Genomic DNA, 15,859 nt, shown 5'->3' with positions numbered 1-15,859 from the left:
GGAGCGGGATCAGGTGACCGGGTCTACGGCGCGTGGGCAGCGGGATCAGGCGACCGGGTCGACGGCGCGTTCGGCGATCATGTGGGCCGTCTCGTTCACCGAGTGCAGGACGATCCGGCCGCCGGGCATGCGCCGCACCCTGCTGACCGAGGTGTAGCCGGGATGGAACCAGAACATCGTCGGCAGGCCGAGCACCGTGGCCAGGTAGGTGTTGGTGATCCCGCCGTGGCACACGGCCGCGACCCGCCCGCCGGGATGGGCGTCGAGGATGGTGTCCATGGCCCGCACGGCCCGCCCGCGGAAGGCGTCCCAGTCGAGGTCGGGCACGAAGTCCTCGAAGCGTCCCTCGGCGAGCGCCGTCGCCCGGGGATCACCCGTGCCGATCTGCTCGGGCGGGGTGTAGGGCTGGGACACGTCGGTGTCCCATTCGCGCAGGTCGTCGATGACGGTCGCGGTCATGCCGGTGAGCCGTTCCAGAGGTGCCACGGTCTCGCGGGCCCGTCGGAAGGGGCTGACGTACAGGGCGTCGAGGTCTTCGTGTCCCAGCCACGTGGCGAGGCGTTCGGCCTGGGCGGTGCCCTCGGGCGACAGCCCCGGGTCGAACACGCCCGCCACGGGGAGGCCGTGCCGGACGAGGAGGAGTTCGGTCATGGTGATCCTTAGGTACGGACAGGTACAGAGGGGAGCGGCTCAGCCGGCGATGGTCCGTTCCGAGCTCCAGTAGGGGCGGCGCATCGCGCGCTTGTCGAGCTTGCCCATCGCGTTGCGCAGCAGCTCGGGCACGAACTCGTACGACTTCGGGCACTTGTAGGCGGCGAGGCGCTCACGGCAGAACCGGTCCAGCTCCTCGGCCGGCGGCTCCTCGCCCGCCACCACGACCAGCGCTCGCAGCGACTCGCCGAAGTCCGGGTCGGGCACGCCGATCACCGCGACCTCGATGACCGACGGGTGCTGTCGCAGGACCGCCTCGCTCTCGGCCGGGTACAGGTTCACGCCGCCGGAGACCACGACGTCCGCGGCCCGGTCGGTGATGAAGATGTAGCCGTCTGCGTCGACGTAGCCGATGTCGCCGAGCGTGAAGACGCCGGGGGAGAGATAGGCGGCCTTGGTCTTGTCCGGGTCCGCGTGGTAGCGGACGCCCTGGTCGTCAGGTGCCCGGAAGGCCAGCAACCCGTGTTCGCCGGACGGCAGTTGGCCTCCGTCGTCGTCCGTGACCAGGACCTCGAACGGGGGCCGGACCCGCCCGACCGATCCCGGGTGCGCCAGCCACTCGGTACTGCTGATGCGGGCCACGGTCCCCGCTTCGCTGGCGCCGTACGACTCGGTCAGCACCGGACCGAACCAGTCGATCATGGCTCGCTTGACGTCCGGTGGGCACGCGGAGCCGGTGTGGGAGACCTGCCGGAGGCTGGAGACGTCGTAGCGGGAGCGGATGTCGTCCGGGAGGGCGAGCAGCCGTTGGAAGTGGGTGGGGACCATCACCGTCGAGGAGACCCGCCACCTCTGCACCCGGCTGAGGAACGTCTCCGCGTCGTATCTGCCGAGGACGACCACCGGCTGACCGGCCGCCAGGTGCCGCAGCGAGGTAAGTGGCGCGTTGTGCTGGAGGGGGCCGCACACCAGGTGGGGCCCTGGCGGGAATCCGGGCCGGGCGGCCATCGCGGTGAGGTAGGCGGAGCTGTCGGCGACCGGGCCGCTCACCCAGCGCACCTCGGTGCCGCGGGCCCGTCCGGTGGTTCCCGAGGTGTACACGAGCGGCGGCCGGGCGGGCCGGCCCGTCGGGAGGACGTGACCGGCGGGAGCGGCGGCCAGCCACAGGTCCCAGTCGAAGGCGTGGCCGGCTGCCGGGGTTCCGTGCGTCACGATCGGAAGACCCACCTCCCGTGCCGCGTCGAGGGCGGCACCCGCGCCGACCGGTCCGGCGACGATTGCGGTCACACCCGCGTCGATGATCTGGTCGACGAGCTCGCCCGAGGTGATGTTCCGGGACGTGGCCACGGTCCCCACTCCGGCTCGCAGACCTGCCAGATGGGCCACCAGTGTCGGGATCGCGTTGTCACCGAGGACGGCGATCCGGTCGTCGGGGCCGGGCGCGAGCTCCAGCAGCCGAGCCGCCGCCCGCGCCACCTGGTCGGCGAGGCCGGACCAGGACAGCACGCCCAAGTCGTCCACCAGGGCGGGCTCGTCGGGTGTCTCCTGTGCGCGACGGTCGTATGGCAGCAGCGACATTGCTCCTCCGGCGGCTCCTCGGTCCTCTCCCGATGTCGAGGGAGAGAGGGAATGCGGAGACTGTAGCGTTTATCAAGAAAGTACGGAACACTCTGACCTCAGATGAAGCCGAACCCGCATGTTCCAGCGGTGGGCACGGCGCGCGGATCGACCGTCGTTACTCAATCTGTTGTCTGGTAAGTGCTCGAGGAGGAGCCATGTCCCAGCCCGATCCGGACGCATGGCGCCGGCAGGTCCGGCAATGGCTGGCCACCGTGCTGGAACCGGCGCACGTGCCGGAGTCCGCCGGAGCAGCCGCCGACCTCGCCGTGTTCCACAACCTCCCCGAGGACGAGGAACGCGTGCTGCTGGACCGCTGCCGCGCCTACCAGCGGGCCCGCTTCGACGCGGGCTACCAGGCGCTGACGCTCCCCGAGGACAAGGGTGGCGCGGGCCTGACCGCCGCACACGTGGCGGTGTTCGCCCAGGAGGAGTCCGCGTTCGAGGTGCCGCCGTCCACCGAGCTGATCAGCGTCACCGTGCGTCTGGTCGCGATGGCCGTCTCCCTGTTCGGCACGGACGACCAACGCCGTGATCACGCCCGCGCGTTCCTTCGCACCGACAAGCTGGCGTGTCAGCTCTTCAGCGAACCGGGCGCCGGATCCGACCTCGCGGCCGTGCGCACCCGCGCCCGGCAGGACGGCGACGCGTGGGTGATCGACGGCCAGAAGGTGTGGACCTCGGGCGCCCAGTTCGCCGACTACGGCCTGCTGCTCGCCCGCACCGACCCCGATGTCGTCAAACAGGCCGGCATCACCGCCTTCCTGGTCCCGATGGACGCCCCCGGAGTGGAGGTACGCCCCATCCGCCAGATGAGCGGCGGCGCCTCCTTCAACGAGGTCTTCCTCAGCGGCGTACGCGTCCCGGACCGGCTCCGGATCGGGCGACCGGGCCAGGGCTGGGAGGTCGCCACCGCCACCCTCGCCTTCGAACGGACGGCCTCCGGCAGCGGCAACCGACGCAAGGGCGGCACCTTCTCGGACGTCCTCGCACTGGCCCGCTCCCTCGATCGGACCGGGGACCCACTGGTCCGCCAGCGCCTAGCCGATCTGTACGTCCGTGCCGCCCTGCGCGCGGCCACCGTCGACCGTGTCGCCAGGACGAGCGCCGCCGGCGGACGGCCAGGCCCGGAGGCCTCGTTGACCAAACTCATGGCCTCCGAGCTGCTCACCCGCACGGGCCAGGTCGCCGCCGAGCTGATGGGGGCGCGGATCAGCGCCGACACCGGGGAACCGGGCACCTTCGCCTGGACCCAGCATCTGCTCGGCGCTCCCGGCTACCGGCTGGCCGGAGGCACCGACCAGATCCAGCGCAACCTGATCGGCGAACGGGTGCTGAAGCTGCCGCCGGAGCCGCGCGCCGACCGGGCGCCGTTCTCACAGCTTCCCGGCAACTAAAAGGCTTCCCGGCAACTAAACGGCTTCCAAGAGGCTTTCTCACAAAGGAGTGACACCGATGGACCTGGGACTGACAGGCGCGAAGGCGCTGGTGACCGGTGCGAGCCGGGGCATCGGCCGGGCGATCGCCGAGACCCTGGCGGCCGAGGGCTGTGCACTGGCCCTGTGCGCCCGGGGCGAGGAAGGGCTGGCCAAGGCGGCCGCCGAACTGCGGGCCGACGGGGCCACCGTGTTCGCCGAACCGGTCGACGTCACCGACCCGGCGGCCCTCGCGGGCTTCGTGGAGCGGGCGGCCGGTGAACTCGGCGGCCTGGACCTGCTGGTGTCCAACGTCTCGGCGGGCAACGTCAAAGGGCCCGAGTCGTGGGAGGCCAGCCTGCGCGGCGACCTGATCCCGTTCGCCGGGCTGGTCGAGTCTGCGCTGCCGTATCTGGAGGCTTCCGACCGGGCCGCCGTCGTGGCCATCGGCACCACCAATGCCTCCGACACCGCCCGCCCGGCCGGGGCCAACTCCTACTCCGCGCTGAAGGCCGCCGTCGTCCAGCACGCCTCGGCCCTCGCGCACGCCCTCGCCCCGAAGGGCATCCGCGTCAACACGGTCTCGCCCGGCCCGATCGACTTCCCCGGCGGCGCCTGGGAGACCATCCGCACCAGCCGCCCGGAGGTCTACGAGGAGGTCCTCGCCAAGCTGCCCATCGGCCGCTACGGCAGCGCCGAGGACGTGGCCGCGGCGGTGGCGTTCCTGCTCGGACGGACCGGCTCCTTCTGCGTCGGAGTCAACCTCGTGGTGGACGGCGGGCTGCTGACCCGCGTCCAGTACTGAGCCGTGTCGGGCCCAGCGGGCCGCCTGGACGCCGTACTGGTCTGCGGCGGCAGATGGCACGACTTCGACCACGCGCGGCTCAGGCTCCTGGAGATGCTGGGCGACCACCCCCGGGTCCGCACCAGCGTCTACCAGGACTACGACTGCCTCCCCGCCCTTGAGCAGGCGGATCTGCTGGTCAGCTACACCTGCGATGTGCGGCCCGACCCGGCGCAGCGGGAGGCGCTGGCACGCTTCACCGGGCGGGGCGGGCGCTGGCTCGCCCTGCACGGCACCAACTCGGTGATCGAGGCACCCGCCCCCGGGGAACCCAAGCTGTTCTCCACGCCCCGGCTGCTCGGAGAGCTGGCCGAGGTGCTCGGCAGCCAGTTCCTGGCGCACCCGCCCATCGAGCCGTACGAGGTGCATGTGACCCGGCCCGACCATCCGCTGGTGGCCGGGATCGAACCGTTCACCGTCACCGACGAGCTGTACGTGTGCGAGCTGCACGGGGAGCTGGAAGTGCTGCTGCACGCCGAGTACACCGGGCCGTGCCGCGGTTTCGAGGAGGGTGACACGGCGGCGCTGGACGGCGCGGCCCGTCCCGTCCTCTATCTGAAACGGCACGGTCTCGGCGAGGTCTGCTATTTCACCCTGGGCCACTGCCGGGGCCGGTACGACATGCAGGACCTCGGCGTGGACGACACCCGGCGCGTGGACCGGGGGCCTTGGCAGACACCGGAGTTCCTGACGGTGCTCGGGCGGTGTGTGGAGCGGGCCGTGGGCGCGGAGCGTCCGGCCACCGAACCGGCGTCGGCCTGACGCGCCTGGGCCCGGGCCCCCGCGGGGACCCGGGCCCAGGCACGCGCGGCTCAGCCCTGCGGCAGCACGACCGCGCGGCCGCCCACCTCACCGGCGTGCAGGCGCTCGTACGCCAGGGGTGAGTCCTCGATCGAGAAGGTCTCGACGTGGGAGGAGACCAGCCCCTGCCGTGCCAGTTCGAGGACCTCGATGAGTTCCCGACGGCTGCCCCAGTAGGGGGCGCAGGCGGTCACCTCGAACGGCAGACCGCCGCCGAAGCCGACCGCGAGGGTGCCTCCGCCGATACCGACCACGGTGACATCGCCCGCCACCGCCACCGACGCGGCGGCCACCGTCAGGGTCGGCTCGGCCCCCACGAAGTCCAGCACCACCTCGGCGCCGACGCCGCCGGTCAGCTCCCGCACCCGGGTCGCCGCCTCGCCGTCGGACAGCAGCACTTCGTGCGCGCCGACAGCGGCGGCCAGTTCCAGCTTCTCCTTGCTGACATCGAGGGCGACCACCCGGGCCGGGGTCAGCGCCCGCAGCAGCTGTACGGCGATGTGGCCCAGGCCGCCGACGCCGATCACCACCGCCGTGCTGCCGGGCACGAGCTTGGGCAGGGACGCGCGGATCGCGTGGTACGGCGTCAGGCCGGCGTCCGTCAGCGGTGCCGCCTGTGCCGGGTCCAGCCCGTTCAGCGGCACCAGATGACGCGGCGAGTCCACCACCATGTACTCCGCGAGCGCGCCCGGCGTGCCGAGCCCGGGCGGCATGATGCCGAGCCCGGCGGCGTGCGGACAGGCGTTCTCCCTGCCCTCCGCGCACGCCCGGCACAGGCCGCAGCCCCACGGGCCGTACACCGCCACCTCGTCGCCCTCGGCCACCCCGGTGACCCCGCTGCCCAGGGCCGCCACGGTGCCGACACCTTCGTGCCCGAGCGTCATCGGCAGGGGATAGGGGAACTGTTCCTCCGGCCAGCCCATGACCGCCAGGTCCGAATGGCACAGCCCCGCGGCCGTCACCTTCAGCAGCACCTGGCCCGGGCCCGGCTCGGGCACCGGAACCTCGACGACCTCGGGGGCGCTGCCCACCGTCCGGTACTGGACCGCCTTCATCATGTGAACTCCTTGTCCGGGGCGGGTACTTCGTCGGCCTCGGTGGCCGTGGGCGACTTCCGGCGGCGCAGGACCGCCGGCAGAGCGATCCGCCCACCCGTGAGAACGAGCGCGACGATGAGAACGGAACCGGTGAACAGGCTCGCGGCCCACTGCGCGCTGGTGGCGAGACCCAGCCCGGTGATGCCGGTGCCGAGCAGCAGCACCGCGATCACCGTCCCCCAGGCGTTGAAGCGGCCCGCACGCAACTGGGTCGCCCCGACGAAGGCCGCCGCGTAGGCCGACAGCAGATACGGGGTGCCCGCGCTTGGCGATCCGGACCCCACCGAGGACGCGAAGACGACCCCGGCGAACCCCGAGAGCAGCGCGGACGTCACCAGGGTCAGGAAGCGCAGCCGGTTGGTGCGCACCCCCTGCAGGCGTGCCGCGTCGGCGTTGAAGCCGGTCGCGTACAACCGGCGCCCGGTCGCGGTGTGTTCCAGCAGGAACCAGATGGCCGTCGCGGCGAGGAGCAGGTACAGCACCGGCAGGGTGATGCCGCCCGCGTCCAGCTGCGCGATGTCCGCGAACGGCTTGGCCAGCAGCTGGACCCCGGTGATGGAGCTGTCGTTGGTGACCATCGTGATCAGGGACTGGATCAGGGCGCCGGTGGCCAGGGTGGCGATGAACGAGTCGACCCGCAGCACCACCACCACGACTCCGTTGACCACCCCGACCACCAGCGCGGCGGCCATCGCCAGGGCGATCGCGGTGCCCGGGCCGAGGTGCGTGGAGACCAGGAAGTGTGCGGTCAGCACACTCGTGAGGGACATGGTGTAGGCGACCGACAGGTCGAAGACCCGTGCGGCCAGCGGGAGTACGACGCTGAGCGCCACCAGGCCGGCCACCGCGTTGCCGTTCAGGACCTGCTTGACCGTGGTCACGGTCGGGAACGTGTCCGGCGCCCACACGGAGAAGAGGACGACGATCAGCAGCCACACGTAGACGGCGCCGACGGTGCGGAACGACAGGGTTGCCGCCGCCCGTCGGCCAAGGGCGCCCGGGGTCCGTACGCCGGATGCCGCGGGCACCTCTGTTCCGCTCGGCCGGAGCTCGGCGGCCCGGGTCGGGGTGGATGTCATCTCACTCGGTTCCTTCCATGGCGTGGACCAGCGCGGGCTCGGTGATGTCCTGGCCGCTGATCTCCCGTACGACCCGGCCGTCCCGTACCACCAGGACCCGGGTGCACAGCGCGAGCAGGTCCTCGGTGTCGGACGAGGACACGATCACGCCCATCCCGTCGTCGGCCTGACGCTCGATCAGGTCGTACAGCTGCAGACGGGTCGCGATGTCGACGCCCGCCGTGGGCTCGCACAGCACCAGGACCGGCGGCTGCTGGGCCAGGCAGCGGGCCATGACGACCTTCTGCTGGTTGCCGCCGCTCAGCGTGGTGATCCGGGCGCCGTGCCCGGCCGTGCGCACTCCGACCCGACGGATCCAGTCCTCGGCGAGTGAGGACTCGCGGCGCCGGTGCAGTTGCCCGGCCCGGGCGCGGAGCCGGTCGAGCAGGGGGAGGGTGAGGTTCTCGCCGACCGAGAAGTCACCGATCACGCCCTCACCGGCCCGGTCCGCGGGAACGAGGGGGATGCCGAGCCGCCCGGCGTCCCTCGCGTCGACCCAGCGCGGGGAGCGCTCCGGCACCCGCACCTGGCCGCGCACGGGTCCGCCGTACGCCCCGCACACCGCGTACGGCACGAGCTCGTGGCCCGAGCCGACCAGACCGGTGATGCCAAGGCGCTCGCCCCGGGCCAGGGTGAAGCCGACGCCGTTCAGGGAGCCGGCCGACAGTTCGCGGACCTCCAGCACGGCCTCGGCGGGAGCGGAGACGGACCTGGGCCGGTGCTCGGCCTCCGTCTCCTCGCCCGCCATCAGCTCCGCCAGCGAGCGAGGAGTGAGGTCGGCGACCCGGCGGGTGGCGATGCGGCGGCCGCCGCGGATCACGGTGACCCGGTCGGCGAGGGCGAAGATCTCGTCCATGCGGTGCGAGACGTACAGGACGCTGGCACCGGAGTCGCGGACCTCCCGCACGATGTCGAAGAGCCGGGCCACCTCCCCGGGCGGCAGCACCGCGGTCGGCTCGTCGAGCACCAGGACGCCGCGCCGGCCCTCCCAGCCCTGCAGCGCGGCGGCGATGGCCACCACCGCGCGCTGGACGGGGGTGGCGGCCGACAGGGGACGGCGTACGTCGATGCCGAGGCCGAAGCGTTCGACCAGGGCCGCCGTACGGCGTTCCATCTCCGGCCAGCGGATGTTGCCGAAGGCCGTGCGGGCGAAGCCGCGGCTGAGCGCGAGGTTGTCCGTGGCGCTCAACTCGCCCACCAGGCCCAGCTCCTGGTGGACGAAGCGCAGCCGGTCGTGCCGGGAGCCGGAGACCTGGCCCAGGTCGAACGGCTCGCCGTCGAGTTCGGCGGCCGCTCCCGGGTCGGCGTGGTGATATCCGGCGAGGACCTTGATGAGGGTGGACTTGCCGGAACCGTTGGGCCCCATCAGCGCGTGGATCTCGCCGTGGGCGATGTCGAGGTCGACGTCCTTCAGTGCCTGGGTCGCGCCGAACCGCTTCGACAGTCCGGACACCCGCAGCACGGGTCGGTCGGTCTCCTGCGCCCCGGCCGACCCGAGCGATGTTTCAGCGTGCACGATTGCTCCTCCGGCGCTCAGCTCAGACCCCAGAGCGCCTTGAACTGCGCCTGGTAGTCCTCGACGAGCGGGAAGTCACCGTCGGCGGACGGAAGGTTGTCCTTGCCGGTGATCAGCATGTTGGGCAGTACCGCCTCCTGGTCCACCGCCATGGACTGGCCGGTGAAGTGGCGGGCCAGCGCGTCGACCTGGAGCCAGGCGGCCTCGTGGGAGTTGAGGGCCATGGCGGCGTCGCTGAGGCCCCCCTCGATGTACTGGTAGTTCTGCGCGTCCCCGACGTTGACCGCGATGTGCTTGCCGGTGATGCCGGCGGTCTTCAGCGCGGCCGGCACGCCCACGTTGAGCAGGCCCAGCGAGAAGACGATGTGGGTCACCTTCGGGTGCGAGCGGACGTACGACACCACCCGGTCCGGCATGTCCTTGCCGATCGCGGTGATCGGCACGTCGACGGTGTCCAGCGCGCAGCCCTCGCACCACTGCTTGTACTTGGCGGCGAAGGTGTCCTTGACCGGCTTGAGGATGGTGTAGGCGGGCAGGTCGAAGTAGACGGTGTCGGCCTTGGCGCCGCTGTCCGAGACCACCCACGAGGCGAGCATCTCGCCCTGGACGGCGACGTCCTTCGGCCCGTTCTTCAGCAGGGAGATGCCGTCGCCCGCCACGTCGTCGGCGTTCGACTGGACGACCGGGATCCCGGCCTGCTTCAGCTGTGCGAGCTGCTTGGCGTACACCGCGCGCGGGAATCCGGAGGCGACGACGGCGTCCGGCTTGTCGCGCAGTGCCTGCTCGTAGGCGGCCTGGACGGACTCCGGTGTGCCCTGCGTGGCGATCTGCTTGACGTCCCAGCCGAGTTCCTTCGCCCCGGCGGTGAAGAAGTCGGCCAGGTCCTTGCAGGACTGCACACCGCACAGGATGAAGTCGATCTTCTTGCCCGTGGGGATCTTCTTGCCCACCGGTTCGGTGACGGGGATCTGGCTCGGGCGGGCCGAGTACTTCGTCATGGCCGCACGGGCCGCCGTCAGCCCGGCGGAGTCGGCACCCGCCGCCTGGGCGGTGTCAGCCGTCGGAGTGGTGTCGGTGCCGCACGCGGCCAGGGTGAGCAGGGCGGTGACGGGGACGATCGCGGTGAGCGCGCGACGGAGTGCGCGTCCGGGTCTGGGACTCATCGTTGAGTACTCCCGTGGTGTGGGCCTGCGCTGCTGCGGCCCGCGTCGCTTCGGCGTTCGCGGCGGCCGGCTCTGTCAGGCGGGATCCGTTGCCGCCCGGGCCGGGGCGGCACGCATGGGTGATCGAAAGGGCTGCGTGGATCGCCGTCGTGGGGTACGGCGCGGGCCGTCGGGGTGACCGGGCGGCGCTGTGGCCGGGGGAGGCCGGAATGCTGCCCCTGGCCGCTTAGAAACTTTTGAGGCACTACAGCCTCGGATGCGACGGAGTGTGACACGCCTCGACGGGCTTGGGGAGGGGTCGGTCATGACTATTTCAAGGCAGACGACGCTGATCCTGGACTTTCGGGGTGCGGTGATGCTCGCGGTGTTGCCCCGAGTGTTGCTCCAGGCCAGAACTGATAACTACACTCACTCTAAAGTTTCTGTCGGAGGAGTGAAGATGGACGATACGTCGGAGGCGGGCACCGCGCGGTGCCCCGGACCCAGCGTCCAGGACTATCTCGACCGGGACAGCCGGCCGGTCCCCAAGGCGCTGCGGCTCGACCACAACGACCACATCGGCAGCGAGGACATCGATGCCGACCGCTTCACCTCCCGCGCCTGGGCCGAACGCGAGATGGAACAGGTCTGGCGGCGCGTCTGGCAGTTCGCCTGCCTGGAGAGCGAGATCCCCGAGGTCGGCGACCACGAGATCTACGAGATCGGCGACGACTCACTGATCGTCGTGCGTACGGCACCCGAGGAGATCCGCGCGTTCGTCAACGTCTGTCTGCACCGCGGCCGCAAGCTGCGCACCAGCGGCGGCAACGTCGGCGAGTTCCGCTGCCCGTTCCACGGCTTCGCCTGGAACCTCGACGGCACCATGCAGAGCCCGCCCTGCGCCTGGGACTTCCCGCACGTCACCCCCGAGAAGTTCGCGCTGCCCGAGGCCCGGGTGGCCACCTGGCGCGGCTTCGTCTTCATCAACATGGACCCGTACGCCGAGTCCTTCGAGAGTTACCGCGGCACCTTCGACGACTACTACATCTGGCCGCTGGAGAACCGCTACAAGTCGCTGCACATCGCCAAGGTGCTGCCCTGCAACTGGAAGGTCGCCCAGGACGCGTTCATCGAGTCCTTCCACGTGATCGCCACGCACCCGCAGATGCTGCCGTGGCTGGCCGACGCCAACTCCCAGTACGACGTGATGGCGGACCAGCCGAACTGGAACCGGATGATCAACATCCAGGGCGCCCCGAGCCCTCACGTGGCCGACTCCGTCACGGAGGAGGACGTACTGGAGACGTTCTACGACTCCCGTGCGTTCTACGCGGCGGCCCAGGGCAGGGACCTGGTGATGCAGGAGGGGGACGAACTGCCCTCGATCCCTCCCGGCGGCACCGCCCGCCAGGTCCTCGCCCAGCGGATGCGCGACCAGTTGGCGGCAACCTCGCACCAGGACTTCTCGCAGACCGCGGACACCGAGCTGCTGGACGCCATCAACTATCTGCTGTTCCCCAACTTCAACCCCTGGGGCGGCGCCAAGTCCAACATCATCTACCGGTTCCGGCCCAACGGCCTCGACCCCGACTCCTGCACCGCGGAGATCATCTTCATGTCGGCCCCGAAGAACCCCGACGAGATGCCGCCCCCGGTCAGGATCCGCTGGGTGCCGGAGGACATGCTCTTCGCGGACATCCCCGAACTCGGCGTGCTCGGACCGGTCTTCGACCAGGACTGCGAGAACCTGCCCTATGTCCAGCAGGGACTGAAGGCGATGCGCAAGCCGGGCATCACGCTGTCCAACTACCAGGAGAGCCGCATCCGCCACTTCAACCAGACGCTCGACCAGTGGATGAACAAGTGACCCACAGGGTGGCGGTCAGGCCCTCGGACGTCGAGATCGAAGTCCGCGACGGTGAGGACCTGTTCAGCGCCGCCCAGCGGCTCGGCTACCGCTGGCCCACCGTCTGCGGCGGCAAGGGCACCTGCCGCACCTGCTTCGTCCAGGTCGAGGAGGGCGCCGAGAACTGTTCCCCCGTGGGCCCGCTGGAGCGCGAGGGCATCGAGGCCCTGCGCAGGCCGGTGGACGGCCTGACCCGGCTCGCCTGCCGGCTCCGGGTCGAGGGCCCGGTGACCGTGACCAAACGCGGCGTGCGCCGCCGACCGCAGGAGTGAGCCGTGAGCCCCAAGCAAGTGACCCATCCGCTGACCGGGCAGGTGTACCGGCTCACCGAGGACGGGCTGGTCGAGGTGACCGACCCCAGAACCGGAGCCCGCGGCATCTTCGACTTCCAGGCCCGCTGGCAGTCGGGCGAACTGCGCCACGCCGACCTCCAGATGGCCGGCTGGGTGGGCCGTCTCGCCCAGCGGCGCACCACTCACGAGCCCGAGGCGTGAGCCCGTGACACCCCGCACCACCCGGGTGGTCTGCCTGGTGCGCCGCCCCGAGGGGGAACCGACCCCCGGCGACTTCGCCGTCGAGGAGCGCCCGCTGGCGCCGCTCGGCGAAGGCCAACTGCTCGTCCGCAACCTCTACATGAGCGTCGACCCGTCGATGCGCGGGCGGCTGGAGAGCACCGAGAAGCACTACACCCACAACTTCACCCCCGGCTCACCCCTGGACGGCCGGGCCCTCGGGGTCGTGGAGGAGAGCCGCTGCCCCGCTGTGCCGCCCGGCACGTTCGTACGCCATCAACTCGGCTGGCGGGAGTGGGCCGTTCTCGACCCGTCGGACACCGACGCGGCCGGGCGCATCGACCCGCGCCTCGCACCGCTGCCCACCTGGCTGGGGCTGCTCGGGCAGACCGGCTTCACCGCCTACGTCGGACTGGCGCGGATCGCCGAAGTGCGCCCCGGCGACACGGTCCTCGTGTCGGCGGCGGCCGGGGCGGTGGGCACCGCCGCCGGCCAGTTCGCCCGTCTGCTGGGCGCCGAACGCGTCATCGGGACCGCCGGAGGACCGGACAAGTGCGCCCTGCTGGTCAAGGAGTTCGGCTACGACGCCGCCGCGGACTACCGCGCCGAGCCGGTGCGCGACGCGCTCGCCCGGCTGGCACCCGACGGCATCGACGTCTACTTCGACAACGTCGGCGGGGAGCAACTCGCCGCCGCCCTGCACGCGTTGCGGACGGGGGGCCGGGTCGCGCTGTGCGGCATGATGTCGCAGTTCGGTGGCGAGCGGCGGTCCGCCGACATCAACCAGTTGATCCAGGCCGTCCTCAAACGGCTCACCCTGCGGGGCTTCATCGTGCGCGACCATGACGACCTGCGGCCGGAGTTCGAGACCCGCGTCGCCGACTGGCTGCGTACGGGCCGGATCACCGCCCGCGAGACCGTGGTGGACGGTCTGGAGAACGCGGCGGGGGCACTGCTGTCCCTGCTGGCCGGTGGCAACGTCGGCAAGATGCTGGTGCGGCTGGCCGACGATCCGTACCACCGCGCATAGTTCAGGGGGCGTTGGCCGCGCGGCCAACGCCCCCAGGCATGCCCCCTATGCCTACCGCATGGAGCGACTCGCCCCGATGCTGAAGACCTCCATGGAGACACCCACCCGTGTCAGCCCTGTCGTGGCCGCGCGGAACTCCTTGATGTGCGCGGTGGTGAAGTGCTCGTCGAGGGCCTGCTGGGACGCCCACCGTTCGTACACCCGGATCCGGCGTTCGTCGGACGGGTCCGCCGTCATGGCGTAGTCCAGGCAGCCGGGTTCCGCCGCACGGGTGCGTCTGCCGACCTCGGCGAGGTGCCCCAGCATGGTGTCCCGGTCCGCCGGCTCGTAGTCCATCCAGCCGGCGACGATGATTTCCTCTGCCACGGTGGTCCTTTCCGTACTCACGCCCATGGGCCCGCCGCCCTCGGTCAGGAGGGAACGACGGGCCCGTGGGCCGTTCAGATGCCGAGTGCCGCCGGGACGCCGTCCACGGTGACCGTGCCCTTGGTGCCGTCGACCGTGATCACCATGCCGTCCCGCAGCCGCCGCGTACCGCCCTCGACGGAGATGACGGCCGGGATGCCCAGCTCCCGGCAGACCACGACGGCGTGGCTGTTGAGCGCGCCCACGTCCACCACGGCCGCCCCGGCGACCAGGAACAGCGGGGTCCAGGCCGCGTCGGTGATCGGCGCCACCAGCACCTCGCCCGGCTCCAGCGCCTCGCACGACGCCGGGTCGGTGACCACCCGCACCCGGCCGGTGTAAGTGCCCTGGCTGCCGCCGACGCCCGTCAGCACATCGCCTTCACCGACGGACGTGATTCCGTCCTCGCTGCGCCGCGGCCAGCCGTCGATCTCGGTCTGGGCGTCCTCGGCGACGAAGAACGGCGGTTCCAGCTCCCGCAGTCCGGCGTACTCCCGAAGCCGCTGTGCGATGACGGGGCCGAAGCGGCCCGGGTCGGCGACGTAGTCGTCGAGCTCGCTCTCCAGCAGCATCATCACGTCCTCGGGCTCGGCGAAGAGCCCCGCCCCGACCCCGCGGCGGCCCAGTTCCCGTACCGCCATCCGGATCTCGTTGATGACGGTCACGCAGTTCGCCTTGGTCCGCTCGCGGGCCGGGATCCACACCTGGGAGGCGTGCATTCCGGCGTCGAACATCGGCTGTACGTCCTCCGGGAGGGCCGCCCGGATCTCCTTCGCCAGCTGCTCACGGTGCTCGGTGAGTCGGCGGTGGCGTGCGGCCGGGGAGTCGTCGTCCGGGCTGTGCCGGATGCGGTCGACGAGAGCCAGCACCTGGACCGGCGCCGCCTCCCAGGACAGCGCGTGGATGTCCCACTCGTTGGGGCCCCGGTCGCCGGACGCGGCCAGGAACTCCTCGAAGGAGTCACGGAACGCCTTCACGTCCCCGCTCGCCCCGTCGAGCGCCCGCTCCACCGCGGCCGTACCCCGGTCGAACAGCGCGGTCAGCTCGGCCGAGGCCACCACCTGGCGGGACAGCGCCCACAGCCCGGTGGAGGGGGAGGCCGAGTCGACGTCACCGAGACCGCCGATGAGGTCCAGCATGGCGCCGGGCCGGTCCAGGCTCGCGCACAGCGGACCGAGGATGGCCGGTCCGACGGACGCCGGCAGCGAGGACTCGACGTGCCGCTGGAAGGTGGTCTCCACCTCGCCGAGGAGCGAGCGGGCGTGTGCCACGAGTTCCGCGGCGGACAACTGCGCGAGGTCGGGCCGCTCGCGGCGGATCCGGCGCAGCCGTTCCTGGTCGGCGTCGGCCTCGGGGAAGCCGGACTGTCCCAGCATCCGCTGCACCGTCGCCCCGGCCTTGGCCGTCAGTTCCGCGTCCTCGTCCTCCGGATGCGCCACGTACACAGGGGTGTCGGAGCGCTGGCCGACGAAGGCCGTGTCGATCTGGTCCGCCGTCTGCCCCATCCGGATGCCGAACAGCCGCATGTGGGAGAGGTTGAGGTAGAAGTAGCCGCCGAACATTCCGGCGAACGGCGGCCAGGGACCGGCCACTTCCTCCTCGCGGTAGATGCCGAACCCGACGAAGCCGCGGCGCCAGCCCTGCAGCCCGCGTCCCCACACCAGGGTCCAGCCCAGGGGGCTGGCCGGCTCCGGCAGGGTCTCGCCCGCGTTGGCGCGGGTGTAGTGGGGCAGCCGCTCACTGCGCCGCCCGTCCGTGATCCAGCTCTTCATGCCGAGGATCTCCCGCTGTCCGTGTCCGTACCG

At 71.4% G+C, this 15,859-nt stretch carries 15 protein-coding genes; 7 read left to right on the top strand and 8 right to left on the bottom strand.

The window, feature by feature from the left end; all coding sequences use genetic code 11:
• Positions 1-45 precede the first annotated feature (45 nt).
• Both AB0D34_RS21265 and AB0D34_RS21260 read right to left on the bottom strand, forming a co-directional pair.
• A complete protein-coding gene (locus AB0D34_RS21265; RefSeq protein WP_362663582.1) occupies positions 46-651 on the bottom strand; it encodes a histidine phosphatase family protein in 606 nt (201 codons plus the stop codon).
• Between the two features lie 39 nt (positions 652-690).
• Positions 691-2,229, bottom strand: coding sequence for an AMP-binding protein (locus AB0D34_RS21260; RefSeq protein WP_362663580.1), 1,539 nt, complete (start codon positions 2,227-2,229; stop codon positions 691-693).
• 197 nt (positions 2,230-2,426) lie between these two features.
• On the opposite strand from AB0D34_RS21260, the gene AB0D34_RS21255 reads away from it, so the two are divergent.
• The 3 genes from AB0D34_RS21255 to AB0D34_RS21245 are packed head-to-tail and all read left to right on the top strand — an operon-like array spanning position 2,427 to position 5,289.
• Positions 2,427-3,665, top strand: coding sequence for an acyl-CoA dehydrogenase family protein (locus AB0D34_RS21255; protein WP_362663578.1), 1,239 nt, complete (start codon positions 2,427-2,429; stop codon positions 3,663-3,665).
• Between the two features lie 58 nt (positions 3,666-3,723).
• Positions 3,724-4,488, top strand: a complete 765-nt coding sequence (locus AB0D34_RS21250) for an SDR family oxidoreductase (protein WP_362663576.1) — start codon at positions 3,724-3,726, stop codon at positions 4,486-4,488.
• 3 nt (positions 4,489-4,491) lie between these two features.
• Entirely contained in the window at positions 4,492-5,289 is a 798-nt protein-coding gene (locus AB0D34_RS21245) for a ThuA domain-containing protein (protein WP_362663574.1), read from the top strand.
• Positions 5,290-5,339: 50 nt separating this feature from the next.
• Here AB0D34_RS21245 and AB0D34_RS21240 read toward each other — a convergent pair whose 3' ends face one another.
• From AB0D34_RS21240 to AB0D34_RS21225, 4 genes are read right to left on the bottom strand one after another with little or no spacing between them, the layout of a single operon-like run.
• Positions 5,340-6,383 carry an NAD(P)-dependent alcohol dehydrogenase gene (locus tag AB0D34_RS21240; RefSeq protein ID WP_362664141.1) on the bottom strand — a complete coding sequence of 348 codons (1,044 nt, stop codon included), beginning with the start codon at positions 6,381-6,383 and terminating at the stop codon, positions 5,340-5,342.
• Positions 6,383-7,504 (bottom strand): ABC transporter permease, encoded by a 1,122-nt coding sequence (locus AB0D34_RS21235; RefSeq protein WP_362663572.1) that lies wholly within the window; start codon positions 7,502-7,504, stop codon positions 6,383-6,385. The genes AB0D34_RS21240 and AB0D34_RS21235 overlap by 1 nt, the downstream gene beginning before the upstream one ends.
• A gap of 1 nt (position 7,505) precedes the next feature.
• Entirely contained in the window at positions 7,506-9,059 is a 1,554-nt protein-coding gene (locus tag AB0D34_RS21230; protein ID WP_362663570.1) for a sugar ABC transporter ATP-binding protein, read from the bottom strand.
• Positions 9,060-9,076: 17 nt separating this feature from the next.
• The gene (locus tag AB0D34_RS21225; protein ID WP_362663568.1) at positions 9,077-10,222 is read right to left on the bottom strand and encodes a substrate-binding domain-containing protein; all 1,146 of its coding nucleotides are present in this window, start codon (positions 10,220-10,222) and stop codon (positions 9,077-9,079) included.
• Positions 10,223-10,661: 439 nt separating this feature from the next.
• Between AB0D34_RS21225 and AB0D34_RS21220 the strand changes: the two genes are divergently transcribed.
• From AB0D34_RS21220 to AB0D34_RS21205, 4 genes are read left to right on the top strand one after another with little or no spacing between them, the layout of a single operon-like run.
• Complete coding sequence (locus AB0D34_RS21220) at positions 10,662-12,068, top strand: aromatic ring-hydroxylating dioxygenase subunit alpha (RefSeq protein ID WP_362663566.1); 1,407 nt, start codon at positions 10,662-10,664, stop codon at positions 12,066-12,068.
• Entirely contained in the window at positions 12,065-12,379 is a 315-nt protein-coding gene (locus AB0D34_RS21215; protein ID WP_362663564.1) for a 2Fe-2S iron-sulfur cluster-binding protein, read from the top strand. The genes AB0D34_RS21220 and AB0D34_RS21215 overlap by 4 nt, the downstream gene beginning before the upstream one ends.
• A 3-nt stretch (positions 12,380-12,382) precedes the next feature.
• Complete coding sequence (locus tag AB0D34_RS21210) at positions 12,383-12,601, top strand: transposase (protein ID WP_362663562.1); 219 nt, start codon at positions 12,383-12,385, stop codon at positions 12,599-12,601.
• Positions 12,602-12,605: 4 nt separating this feature from the next.
• The gene (locus tag AB0D34_RS21205; protein ID WP_362663560.1) at positions 12,606-13,649 is read left to right on the top strand and encodes an NADP-dependent oxidoreductase; all 1,044 of its coding nucleotides are present in this window, start codon (positions 12,606-12,608) and stop codon (positions 13,647-13,649) included.
• Positions 13,650-13,700: 51 nt separating this feature from the next.
• Here AB0D34_RS21205 and AB0D34_RS21200 read toward each other — a convergent pair whose 3' ends face one another.
• Together AB0D34_RS21200 and AB0D34_RS21195 are read right to left on the bottom strand one after the other, a co-directional pair.
• Positions 13,701-14,015 (bottom strand): putative quinol monooxygenase, encoded by a 315-nt coding sequence (locus AB0D34_RS21200; protein ID WP_362663559.1) that lies wholly within the window; start codon positions 14,013-14,015, stop codon positions 13,701-13,703.
• A 74-nt stretch (positions 14,016-14,089) separates the two neighbouring features.
• Entirely contained in the window at positions 14,090-15,826 is a 1,737-nt protein-coding gene (locus AB0D34_RS21195; protein WP_362663557.1) for a PEP-utilizing enzyme, read from the bottom strand.
• Positions 15,827-15,859: the final 33 nt, after the last annotated feature.

The sequence above is a fragment of the Streptomyces sp. NPDC048420 genome, assembly GCF_040651535.1.
Lineage (GTDB): Bacteria > Actinomycetota > Actinomycetes > Streptomycetales > Streptomycetaceae > Streptomyces.
The sequence above is the reverse complement of the archived record's forward strand: the minus strand, read 5'-3'. Positions and strand labels throughout refer to the sequence as shown.

Excerpts from the sequence above, each read along its gene's own strand:
- AB0D34_RS21240 (WP_362664141.1), bottom strand. The coding sequence starts at position 6,383 with ATGAAGGCGGTCCAGTACCGGACGGTGGGCAGCGCCCCCGAGGTCGTC.
- AB0D34_RS21255 (WP_362663578.1), top strand. The coding sequence starts at position 2,427 with ATGTCCCAGCCCGATCCGGACGCATGGCGCCGGCAGGTCCGGCAATGG.
- AB0D34_RS21250 (WP_362663576.1), top strand. The coding sequence starts at position 3,724 with ATGGACCTGGGACTGACAGGCGCGAAGGCGCTGGTGACCGGTGCGAGC.
- AB0D34_RS21260 (WP_362663580.1), bottom strand. The coding sequence starts at position 2,229 with ATGTCGCTGCTGCCATACGACCGTCGCGCACAGGAGACACCCGACGAG.
- AB0D34_RS21225 (WP_362663568.1), bottom strand. The coding sequence starts at position 10,222 with ATGAGTCCCAGACCCGGACGCGCACTCCGTCGCGCGCTCACCGCGATC.
- AB0D34_RS21235 (WP_362663572.1), bottom strand. The coding sequence starts at position 7,504 with ATGACATCCACCCCGACCCGGGCCGCCGAGCTCCGGCCGAGCGGAACA.
- AB0D34_RS21195 (WP_362663557.1), bottom strand. The coding sequence starts at position 15,826 with ATGAAGAGCTGGATCACGGACGGGCGGCGCAGTGAGCGGCTGCCCCAC.
- AB0D34_RS21220 (WP_362663566.1), top strand. The coding sequence starts at position 10,662 with ATGGACGATACGTCGGAGGCGGGCACCGCGCGGTGCCCCGGACCCAGC.
- AB0D34_RS21265 (WP_362663582.1), bottom strand. The coding sequence starts at position 651 with ATGACCGAACTCCTCCTCGTCCGGCACGGCCTCCCCGTGGCGGGCGTG.